This window comes from Burkholderia anthinoferrum (assembly GCF_002925705.1).
GTDB classification, from domain to species: Bacteria; Pseudomonadota; Gammaproteobacteria; order Burkholderiales; family Burkholderiaceae; genus Burkholderia; species Burkholderia semiarida.
Genome location: NZ_LFZP01000056.1, coordinates 111,923 through 124,443, shown reverse-complemented (window position 1 = coordinate 124,443; position 12,521 = coordinate 111,923). Strand labels below are relative to the sequence as shown.

Genomic DNA, 12,521 nt, shown 5'->3' with positions numbered 1-12,521 from the left:
ACTTCATGAATCGCCTGTCGAACGGTCGCGAGATCGCGATGCAATCCAACCTGTCGGCGCGTATTCGCAAGATCGGCGTCACGCTCGTCGCGGCGACGCTGTGCGCCGCTGTCGCTTCGCACGCGTATGCGGTTCCCAAGGCGGCGAAGAAACCCGCCGATGCAGCCGCCGCGATGCCGGCCGATGCGATCGCGAGCGTGAACGGCGTGCCGATTCCGCAAGCGCAGGTCGACGAAGCCGTGCGCGCGTCGAAGGCGCCCGATACGCCGGCGCTGCGCGCGGCGCTGAAGAACCAGCTGATCGCGCGCGAGTTGTTTCGACAGGCGGCGCTCAAGCAGCACTACGACACGAAGCCGCAGGTCGTGGCCGCCGTCGAGCAGGCGAAGGCGCTCGCGATGACGCAGGCGTACCTGCACGATCAGATCAAGCCGGCACCCGTCACGGACGCGGACGTCAAGGCGCGCTACGACGCGGTCGTCGCGACGCTCGGCGAGAACGAATACAAGCCGAGCGTGATTGCCGTCAACGACGCGGACACCGCCAGGCAGATCCTCGCGCGGCTCAAGAAAGGCGAGGACTTCGGCGGCCTCGCGCGGCAGTTCAGCAAGGGGCCGGCCGCGGCGCAGGGTGGCGCGCTGAACTGGATCTCGTTCAAGACGCCGATCGAGGCAGGCCACACGCAGAACTGGCCGCAGCCGCTTGCCGAAGCGCTCGTGAAACTGCCGCAAGGCGGCATGACGCGCGAGCCCGTGCAGGTCGGCGATGCGTACTGGATCGTGCGTGCCGACGACAAGCGGCCGACGCAGGTGCCGCCGTTCGACCAGGCGAAAGACACGCTGCGCCAGCAACTCGAGCAGGTCGCGATGGAGAAGGCGACCGCGCAGGTCGTTGCGGATCTGATCCGCAACGCGCGGATCCAGCAGTAGGCGGCAAGCAGCACGTAGCAGCGTCGGGCAGCCACCCGGCGAACACGCACGCGATGCCGGGCGGGGAAACCCGGCATCGCGCGGCGCCACGGTCGGGGATCGGCTGACGGCGTCGTCGCGGGGCCATCGAACGAAGCGAACAACAGAAGATGAACACGTCCAAGCGTAAGACCTTGCAGCAGCTTGCCGCCGCCGGCGCGGCGCGAATCGGCGCACGTGCGCAGTCGGCGGCAGGTGCGCCGCGATGCTTCGCGGTCGAGCCGGCCGCGCGATCGTACCGCTGGTGGCAGCGTGCGACGAGCGCGCTCGTCGCATTGACGATGTTCATCGGGCCGATCACGGTCACCGTCGAGCAGTGCCGCGATGCGGCCGGCGTGCTCGGCGCGGGCAATCGCCGTGTCGACGACGACGCATGGCAGCGGTTGCTCGATCTCGCGTCGCTGCGCGTGCGATTCTCGATGCAGCTCGCGGCTGCCGCGCCGATCACGGACCCCACGGCGCCGATCTCATTTCAGCCGGCCATCACGCAGTCGACCGGCGCGGGCGGCGGCGTGCCCGTCGTCAATATCACCGCGCCGAACGCGGCCGGCATTTCGCTGAACCAGTATCAGCAATTCAACATCGATCCGGTCGGGCTGATCCTGAACAACAGCCTGATGTCGGGCACGTCGCTGACGGGCGGCAACGTGCAGGCCAACCCGAACCTGAACGGCCGCACGGCGAGCGTGATCGTCAACCAGGTCACGTCGACCGGCAATGCCTACGCGAGCTTGCTGAACGGTCCGCTCGAAGTATTCGGTGCACCCGCGGCCGTCGTGATCGCGAACCCGAACGGAATCACGACGCGCGGCACCGGCTTTACCAACACGATCGGCGTGACGTTGTCGACCGGCGCACCGCAGTTCCTCAGTGGCGTCGGCGGCAGCGCGACCGACTTCGCGAACGCGAAGGCGCTCGGCTACAACGTGACCGGCGGTCACCTGCAGATCGAAGGCAATGCCGGCGTCAACGGGCCCGGCGCGGGGATCGAGGGGACCGTGGGCACGATCGACCTGATCGGCGAGACGATCGGTATCAACGCGCCGCTCTATGCGGGCACGCGCATCAACGTGATCGCCGGGCGTCAGTTCGTGACGCCGGCCGCCGTCGATACGTACGGCACCACATACGGCACGGCGGCGAACGGCTCGGACAACTCCGCAGCGGCGATCAATGCCGCGAACGGCGGCGCGAATCGTTCGCTCGCCATCGACGCGACCGCGTTCGGCGCGATGACGGCGGGGCAGATCCAGGTGATCAGCACCGCGGCGGGGATGGGCGTACGGTCCGACGCGCAGCTCGCCGCGAATGCGGGCGACTTGCTGCTATCGGCGAACGGCGACGTGTCGGTCGCGGGTTCGGCCGCGCAGCAGCAGGCGACGGTTCATAGCGCCGGCAACGTGTCGATGACCGGTGCGCACATCGGGGTCGGCGGTTACGCGATCGATGCGAACGGCGACGTGACGTCGACGGGCTCGATTCAGTCCGGCGGCAAGCTGGCGGTGGCGGCAGGCGGCAACGTGAACGTCGCGAATGCACAGGCGCACGGCGACATGACGGTCGCCGGCGGCACGAACGTCACGCTCGGCGACGTACAGGGCGGCGGTGCGTTGGCCGTTACCGCACGCGGTACCGACGGCACGGGCGACGTCAACCTGAACGGCACGTCGGTCGTGACCGGCACAACGACCGTGCAGGCGGCCCGCGACGTCAACGTGAACGGGCAGACGAACAGCGGCACGCTGCGCGCGACCGCGCAACGCGATGCGACGGTCAACGCGGCGCTGCAGACGTCCGGTGTGCTGGCGTTGACGGCGACGCAGGGCAACGTCGCCACGCATGCGACGGTGAAGAGCGGTGGCGATCTGGCGCTGACGTCCGGACAGGACACCGTCGTCGCGTCGCAGGCGACCGCGCAGAACGCCGTCAGCGTGCAGGCGGGGCGCGACCTGAGCGTAAGCGGTTCACTCGCGAGCGGAACCACGTTCGCCGCCGATATCGCGCGCGACGCGTCGATCGGCGGCTCGCTGATGGTCGGAACCGACGCGCGCGTGGACGCAGGGCGCAACGTCGACACGTCCGGCGTCGTGATCGTCCAGCGCAACGGGGCATTGAGCGCACGCAACGACATCACGGGAAGCGGCTCGATCGCGTTCGGCCAGAACGGCGCGCTGAATGCCGCGCACGACGTCGCGCTGACCGGCAAGCTGCTCGCCAATGGCCTGCAGGTCGACGCGGGCAACAGCGCGAGCCTCGCGACGGTCCAGGCGGGCGGCGCATTCGGTGTGACGGCGAGCGGCAGCGCCGGTGGCGGCGACGTCGTATTCAACGGCAACGCGGCCGCGCTCGGCGCCGCCGACGTGCACGCGTCGCGCGACGTCGTCGTGAACGGCACGCTCGCCGGCGGCGCGCAGGTCGCGCTTGCCGCGCAGCGCAACGTGATCGTCGGCGGCAGCGGCACCGTGCAGGCGGTCGGCGATCTGGCGATGACGGCGACCAGCGGCAGCGTCGCGTCGGCCGGCACGTTGAACGGCGCGGGCGCGTTGACGGTGCAGGGCGCGCAGGATGTCTCGCTGACCGGCGCGACCACTGTAACCGGCGACGTGACCGCGACGGCCGGCCGGGATCTCACGATCGGCGGCGCGTTGGCGGGGCAGGGCGTCGCGACGCTCACGGCAGCGCGCGACGTCGTCGCCGGCGGCACCAGCGGCTTCGCGCAGGACACGGTGTTGAGCGCGGGGCGCGACATCGACGTGACGGGGGCGTTCCAGGGGCGCGCCGTCTCGATGACGGCAGCCGGTTCGATCGCGCTGAACGACGTGCAGGCCAACGCGGGGCTTCAGCTCGCGACCCGCACGGGCGACGTTTCGATCGGCGGCAACGTGAACTCGCTGACGAACGGGACGATCGACGCGGCGCGCGACGTGATCGTCAACGGCACGCTGCGCACGGCGAGCGGCCTGGCCATCGGCGGCGGCCGCAATACGTCGATCGGCGGGACGGTCCAGTCGAACGGCAACGTCGCGCTGACGAATGCGGCCGGCTCGCTGACGAGTACCGGCAATATCCAGTCGGGCGGCAATCTGTCGGTGACGGCCGCGCAGTCCGTGGATCTGGGCGCGCAATCGACGTCGTCGCTCGGCAACCTGACCGTGGACGCGGGCCGCGACCTGACGATGAACGGCTCCGTCGTCGCGCAGGGCAACGGCACGCTGAACGTCGGCGGCGCGATAGGCGGCGCGGCCGCCGTTGCGTTCGGGCTCGCGGCCAACGTCGGTTCCGGCGGCGATACGACTCTCACCGGCTCGCTGCGCGGCGGCAACGTACGGACGACGGCCGGCGGATCGGCCACGCTGCACGACGTGCAGGCGGCGTCGACGCTCGCGCTCGATGCGGCGAACGACCTGAGCGTGACCGGTGCGGTGACGGGCGGCGCGGACGTGGCGCTTGCCGCGGCGCGCAATATCGATATCAGCGGGTCGTTGCAGTCGGCCGGCAACACGTCGCTGCTGGCGACCGGCGGCAGCATCGGATCGACGGGGGCGATCGCGAGCAATGGCGCGTTCGACGCGCAGGCAGGCAGTGACATCAATCTCGGCGGCAACACGACCGTGTCGCGCGACACGACGCTCGCGGCCGGACGCGACGTCAACGTAAGCGGGTCGCTGGCCGGGCAGGGACAAGGCGTCGTCAATGCGGCGCGCGACATCGTCGGCGCGGGCACGTTGACGTTCGGTCAGCAGGCGACGCTCGACGCCGGGCGCGACGTCGCGCAGCGCGGCCTGATCCAGGGACAGTCGGTCAGCGTGACGGCGGCCGGCAACGCGGCCGTGAACAACGTCGAGTCGACCGGCACGATCGCGCTGCGCGCGAACGGTACGAACACCGCAACGGGCGCAGGCGATCTGCGCATCGACGGTTCGGTCGCCGCCGCGGGCGCGATCACGGCGTTCGCGCAGAACGATGTCGCGATCGGCGGCAAGGCCGCGAGCGGTTCGACGGTTGGCGTGACCGCGCAGCGGGACATCGCCGTGAGCGGCGCGATCGAGTCGGTCGGCGATACGGCGCTGGCCGCGCGGCAAGGCAGCCTCAACGCAACCGGCGGCATCAACAGCGGCGGCAAGCTTGCCATCGCGACCGGCCTCGACCTGTCGCTCGGCGCGAGCACCAGCGCGATCGGCGACGCGACGCTGACGGCCGGCCGCGATGCCACGCTGAACGGCACGATGGTCGGACAGGCCAACGGCACGGTGACGGCCGCGCGCGACATCAACGGCGGCGGCAAGCAGGCGTTTGCCGCGACCGCGAACTATGCGGCGCAGCATGACGTCGCGCTGACCGGCGGCATGCAGGCGGCGGCGATCACGGTGACGGGCGGAAACAACGCGACGGTGCACGATGCGTCGTCGTCGACCACGTTGACGCTGACGGCGAACGGCAACGCCGGCGAAGGCGATGCGGGCGTCACGGGGGCGGCGTCCGCGCAGGGAGCGGTGAACGTGACGGGCGCGCGGGATGTGTCGATCAGCGGCACGCTCGGCAGCGGCGGAGCGCTTGCATTGAGCGCGCAACGCAACGTGGCGGTTGGCGGCGGCGTGGAGTCGAACGGCGATCTGACGGCAACCGCCGCGAACGGCAGCGTGGTGCTCACGGGGGCGACCACGACCGCGGGCGCGTTCAACGCCACCTCCGGGCTCGATACGCAGCTCGGCGGCCAGATCGCGGTGGCGAAGTCGACGAACGTGCAGGCCGGCCGCGATATCGCGTTGACGGGGGCACTCGCGGGTCAACGCGACGGCACGCTGAGCGCGGGGCGCGACATCAACGGTGTGGGCTCCGCGGCATTCGCCCAGGCGACGACGCTCGATGCCGCGCACGACGTCGCGCTGACGGGCGCGCTGCAAGCGGCGGCCATCAACGTGACGGGCGGCAACAATGCGGGACTCGGCACGATCCAGGCCGTCAGCGGCAATCTCGACGTCATCGCCAAGGGCGCTGCCGGCGGCGGCGATGTGACGATCGGCGGGGCAGCCACCGCGTTCGGCGCGATGCAGTTGCAAGCCGCACGGGACGCTTCCGTTGCGGGTGCAATCAACACCGGCGGCACGACGACGATCAATGCGGCGCGCAGTGTCGCGCTTTCGGCCGTCAATTCGGCCGGCGATCTCGCCGTAACCGCTTCGGGCGGCAACGCGAGCGCGACGAGCCTGACGACGCAGGGCAACCTGAACGTCGTTGCGGCACAGGACATCGCGGTGACCGGGCAGAGTGTCGCGGGCGGCAATGCTTCGCTGAACGCGGGCCGCGACATGACGCTCGCAGGCGTTGGCGCGCAGCAAAGCGGCACGTTGACGGCGGGCGGCTCGGTGAATGCCGGCGCGATCGCGTTCGCGCACCAGGCGAACGTCAACGCGGGCGGCAATATTGCGGTAACGGGCAACGTCGCGACCAACGGCGATCTCGTGATGACCGCCGGCAACGACTTGTCGGCCGGCTCGGTGCAGGCGGGTGGCGCGATCGGATTGCAGGCGCAGGGCCGCAACGGCGCCGGCGACGTGATGGTGAACGGCGCGGTGACGTCGGGCACCGCGACGACGATTACGGCCGCGCGCGATGCGGGTATCGGGGCGGCGTCCAGCGGCGGTGCGCTGAACGTGACGGCGGGACGCGACCTCGGTGTCGCGGGCGCGATCCATTCGACCGGCGACGCGACGCTGACCGCGACGGCGGGCAATCTCGGCGTCGGCGGCGCGGTCGTGTCGACCGGCAATCTCCGGGCCAATGCGGGCGGCGGCCTCGCGCTGCTTTCCGGCGGGCTCGTGAACGGCGATACGACGTTGACGTCGGGCGGCGCGATGACGCTCGGCGGCGCGCTGTTCGGTCTCGGGGCCGCGACTATCGACGCGGGCGGTGCGCTCGGCGGCGGCGCGGCACTGACGTACGGCAAGGACATCGCCGTCAATGCCGGAAACAGCATCACGCTCGGCGCGATTCAGGGCGCCGGCAAGTTGACGGCGGTGTCCGGCGGCGACATGTCGCTCGGTGCGACCACCGCGGTCGGCGACGTGTCGGCAAAGTCGACCGCCGGCAGCGTGTCCTTCGGCGGGTTGTTGCAGTCGGGCGGCAATGTCGTGGTACAGGCTGCGAACAACGTGTCGCTCGCGGGCGGCGTGGGTTCGATGGGCACGGTCGACATCAACGGCATCGGCGGCAACGTGTCGGTCGCGGGCGTGTCGGCGAACGGCGACGCGACGCTGCATGCGGGGCAAACCGTCGCGTTGACCGGCAACAGCATCGTGGCCGGGCAACTGGGTGTGTCGGGCGGCAACGTCACGCTGAGCGGTTCGGCCGTCGGATCGAAGAACGTGACCGTTTCCGCGCAGGGAACGGTCGATGCCGGCAATGCATCGCTCGTCGCATCGCAGAACCTGCAGGTGAACGGCTCGAACGTGACGCTCGGCAATGCGACGGTCGGCGGCGCGCTCACCGCGCAGGCGTCGAACCAGCTCACGCTGGCGGGCGGCAAGGCGGTGAACGTCGTCGGCAACGCGACGCTGGCTTCGCAGAACGGGCTGTACAACGCCGCGAACGTGCTGGCCGGATCGCTCAACGTGTCGGCGCCGAGCCTGACGAACGCGGCCGGTGCGTCGCTCGCGTCGATCGGCACGACGACGGTCAATGCGTCGAGCTTCGCGAACGCCGGGCTGGTGAACGGGACGACGACCAACGTCACCGTCGGGGGCGCGCTGACGAACGTCGGTGGTTCGCTGATGGCGGTGAACGCACTCAACGTCAATACCGGTACGCTGAACAACCAGAACGGGATCGTTTTTGCCGGCAATCCGAAGGCCGCGACCGGTGCGACCGGCGACGTGTCGCTGACGATCAATGGCGGCAATGGCGCGTTCTACAACGCGGGCGGACAGTTGCTCGCGCAACGGGACATGGGGATCAGCGCGGTCAACATGGCCTTCGATCCGTCGCAGGGGACGATCAGCCAGGGCGGCAACCTGTCCATCACCGCCGGGTACGTGAATGTCGGCGGCACGTGGAATTACGGCGGGCAGAGCGTTTCGCTGACGGGGCTGAACGGGATCACGAACGACGGCACGATCACCGGGACGTCGCCGTTGACGCTGACGGCAGGCGGCAGCTTCGAGAATCACGGGCAGGTTACCGGGTCGGATGTGACGTTCAACGGCACGCTGAATAATGCGGCCGGGGCGGTGATGCATGCAGATAACGCGTTGACGCTGAACGGCGATACGACGAACCGCGGGACGGTTGAGGCGGGGAACGTTCTCAACGTCAATGGTGGCAACTACGACAACCAGGGCGCGACGACGCAGTCGAAGGGCGATGCGGTGTTTCGCTTGGGTGGGACGCTGCAGAACACGGGTGGATCGATCTTTGCGCAGCGGAATGTCGATATTTCGGCGGCATCGGTCGTGAACGATCAGACGGCCCCGGGTGTCGCTACTACGACGACGCGGGACGTTGTCGATCCCGAGTTGCTATGGTCGGGGGCGGTAGGGACGAAGACCGAGTGGCAGTTGCAGCGTGTTCCGGCGCCGGGCGATAGCGGTGGATATTATGTGCCCAGCCCGCATACCGTCAGCGCGACCCTGGGAGATCTTCTTTCGCCATCCGGGTTGTCGACGGACTCTGCCAATCGGCAGTGTGCCGGTTTGGACCGGTGCTTTATCGTGGGTACACAGCCCGCGGCTGGTTCTGGAGCTATCACGTTTGGCCAGTACAACGCGTACCTGGGAACAGGGAACGCCATTGATAGCGCTGCTCCCAGATGGGCGATCGAAACGGGCGCGACGACGCCTTCTTCCACTACGCAGACCTTCACGCTGCCGACTGTTCACGAAACGGTCACAAGCCAGCAGGCTGGTACTTCGGGCGTCATTTCCGCAGGAAATTCGATTTCGCTCACGGCATCGTCTCTCTCGAACCGAGGCGGTCAGATTGCGGCGCAGGGCGATATACGGCTGAATGTCCAATGGCTGGACAACAGTGCAGTAGCGCCTACACTCGTCAATCAAACGGTTCGGCAAGTCGATCAAGCACAGTACACGGCGTTCCTGACGCAGCTCAATGACACACTGGCGAAAACGGGATCGCAGAGTGCATGGCTCGGCGGGATGTACAGCACTTTTGGCCCGGTATTCGTGAAGGGGTCGGGCAGCCCGTCGGATGGTTTGCCGGTAACGACTTTTAAAATTGCGGTCAACAGTATTGCCCCAACGTCCACTGGGACCCTGAGCTCGTCTACACCGACCGGCATGATTGCGGCCGGAAATGACCTGTCAGTGGGCGGCGGAAATCTCGTCAACTCGGGCCTGCTTTACGCAGGCAACAATGTCGCGATTACATCGGGTACCCTGACCAACCAGGGGGGCAACCAGCAGAACTATTCGAGCCAGGTCGGCTGCGCCTCCGGCGTGCCGAACTCCGCCTGCGGCAACGCAGGCCAACCGCGCGGCAACAACCCGACCACGACGACGTTCGGCTACAGCCAGAACGACGCGACGATCTATGCCGGCCACGATCTCGTGATCGCAGCCGGCCAGATCAACAATACGTACGGCAACCTGCTCGCGGGCCACGACATCGTCATCGGCGGTGTCGGCACGACAGCGAGTTCGACCACGCCCGCACAGAGCCTGAACAACACGTCCGGCAACATCGTCGCGGGCAACGACATCAAGCTCAACGTTTCGGGTGCGATCACCAACAATCTGCCGCCGCCCGTGCCGGTACACGAGAACTACGGCAAGCACGAGCAATACTCGGGCTGCATGACAGCCGGCGGCTACAAGGAAAGCTACTGCGAGGGCTATGTCGACCAGCAGTCGGGCAGCTCGTCGGTGATCAGCGCGGGCAACAACCTGCAGATCAATGCGGGCAGCCTGACGAACATCGGCAGCCTGATCGCGGCCGGCAACAACGCGACGATCGCCGTCGCAGGCCCCGTCGTGAATGAGGCGCAGGTGCTGAACGCCTACTGGCACTCGCATTGGGTGCAGGAAACCGGCATGTTCAGCAGCGACAAGCGTCACGACATCTGGGCGTGCGGCACGCCGGAGCAGTGCAAGGCGTTGTACGGGAGCGCATACACGAGCACTGGCGGCACGATCGATCCGCCGACGCCGGTCGGCAATATCGCGGCGACCATTCAGGCGCCGAACCTGTCGATCTCGTCGAACGGACAGATCCAGAACGTCGGCAACGTGATCGGCACGTACGTGTCGCTGACGGGCCAGAAGCTGATCAACGGGATCACGACCGCGAACACCTACACGCCGCGTGTCAATGCGCCGTCGCAGGTCATTTCGCTGAGCCCGGTGGACTTGCCGGGGCTGAACCTGTCGGTGCCTCGTGCAGTCGGCACCGGCAAGCTGCCGACACCGGTCGCGGGCGCTGCGTCGTACGTCGACGCGTCGCTCGGCGGTTCCGTGCTGGGCTCGCTCGGGCCGCAGGACTTGCTGAACAATCTGCCGTCGGCGCTGCAGCCTTCGTCGACGCTGTTCTATTACAACCCGCAGGAAGAGGATCTGCTGTTGCAGCAGGCGGCGCTGAAGCAAACCGGCAAGTCGAGCTTCGTCGACGGGCTGACGTACGACAACGAGAAAAACCTGTCGGTGACGGCGCAGGAAAAGATGTACCTGTACCAGAACGCGGTCGATTACTCGAAGGCGCACGACCTGCAACTGGGCGCCGCGCTGACGCAGGAGCAGATCAACACGCTCGACAAGCCGATGCTGTGGTACGTCGAGCAGACGGTGCCGGACCCGACGTGTCACGCGACGGGCACGGCGTCGTGCCCGACGATTACGGCGCTGATGCCGCAGGTGTATCTGCCGCAGGACACGCAGGCGATGTCGGCGGGCGGCAACATCTCCGGACACGACGTCACGCTGAAGTTCAATCAGGACGGTAACGGCAGCATTCTCAACACGGGGAGCATCACGGCGTCGGGGACGCTGAGCGTCGACACGCACACGCTGACGAACCAGGCGAATCAGGTCAACGTGGGGGAGATCTGGCAGAAGGTCGATGGCGGGTATCTGAAGACGACGGGCACAGTGGTGCAGCCGGGCGGGTTCATGAGCGCGGCGAACATGGAGTTGAATGTTCAGGCGCTCAATCAGATTGGTGGGGCGCTGCAGAAGCTCAACGCGGACGGGACGGTTGACGCAGCTTCGACGCAGGCGATGCTTGCATCGCTGCAACATCAACTCGGCGGCGGCTTCGCGCAAGAGACGGTAGCGGACCATCTGCATTCGGATTTCGTACAGCAGGGTGGGTTCGGTCCGGAGCAACTTTTTTCGATGGCGGCCTCTGTCGCGCTGTCCGTGATGGGGATGCCTGTCGTTGGCGCCATGGTGGCGTCCGCGATGAATCAGGCGTTCAGCGATCAAGGGTTCAGCCTGGGGCAAGTTATCAAAGCCGGCGTGATCGCTGATTTGACGCAGGGGTTGATGGAAGGATTGGACCTCAACGCGTTGCCGATGCAGACGATCGGAAACAACATCGCATCGAATACGATCACCTCGGAGCAGCTTCTTCAGGGTGCGTTCGAAATCGCAGGTCGGGGGTTGGTATCGGCCACTGTGAATACGGTCGCGTATGGGGGTAGCTTCGGGACCGCGTTGAAAGGGAGCGTTGTTAGCGATCTCGCGGCTGTTGGGGCGAGTGCAATTGGGCAATTCGATCAACTCCACCTATTTGGGGATGGCGAGCTCGGCAAAGTCGGGTATGTGACGGCGCATGCGGCACTCGGGTGTGCTGCGAGTGCTGCGAGCGGTACCGGCTGTGCGGGTGGGGCGATCGGGGGAGCAACAAGTGCGGTGCTGTCGCCTCTGGTACTAGGTGCGATCGACCCGACGCACGCGCCGCTTGATCAAGGACAAGTGGCGTTGCTCGGAGCAGTTGCGACGTTTGCAGGTGGTGGTCTTGCCGGCCTTGCAGGTCAGAATGCGGGGGCGGGCGCGACGGCTGCGCAGAACGAGGCGCTAAACAATAGCGCGGACCACTGGGGCCAAAACAAGAGCGAGGCCCAGCGCGAGCAAGATGAACTACATAAGCAACAGAGTAAGGAGAAAGCCCAACTCGGCGAAAGTTCGATCGTCGATGAAGGGGACGGCGTCAGCGTCCTTAGCCCGAATCCGATGGCGTTTGGAGGCGCCACAAAAAATGGCGTGCCGACCAGCCTAAGTGGTTTGGCGAATCCGAATTCGATTCGTTTTACGCAAGATAGCATTAGCTCAACGTTTAAGGACGGAACGTCGCTACAAGACACGATCGCGGCTTTGCAATCAGGTGTGGTCTCGCCGGCCGATTTGCCTGCCATTCGTGTGTATTTAAAAGACGGACTTGTGTACACGCTCGACAATCGGCGACTATTTGCTACGTATCAGGCCGGAACTCAGGTTAACATAACCCCGGCTACCCCCCGAGAGGTTTCGAAAGAGGGGTGGAAGTTTACGACCCGAAATCAAGGGTGCATCATTTGCGTGAAAGGTGGACCCAAGCCGTAGGAGAAAG

General features: G+C 66.9%; 2 protein-coding genes. Both read left to right on the top strand.

What is annotated here, in order from left to right; all coding sequences use genetic code 11:
* Positions 1–5 precede the first annotated feature (5 nt).
* Positions 6–926, top strand: coding sequence for a peptidylprolyl isomerase (locus tag C5F75_RS27035; RefSeq protein WP_104012987.1), 921 nt, complete (start codon positions 6–8; stop codon positions 924–926).
* Between the two features lie 149 nt (positions 927–1,075).
* Positions 1,076–12,514, top strand: coding sequence for a two-partner secretion domain-containing protein (locus tag C5F75_RS27030; RefSeq protein WP_104012970.1), 11,439 nt, complete (start codon positions 1,076–1,078; stop codon positions 12,512–12,514).
* Positions 12,515–12,521 lie beyond the last annotated feature (7 nt).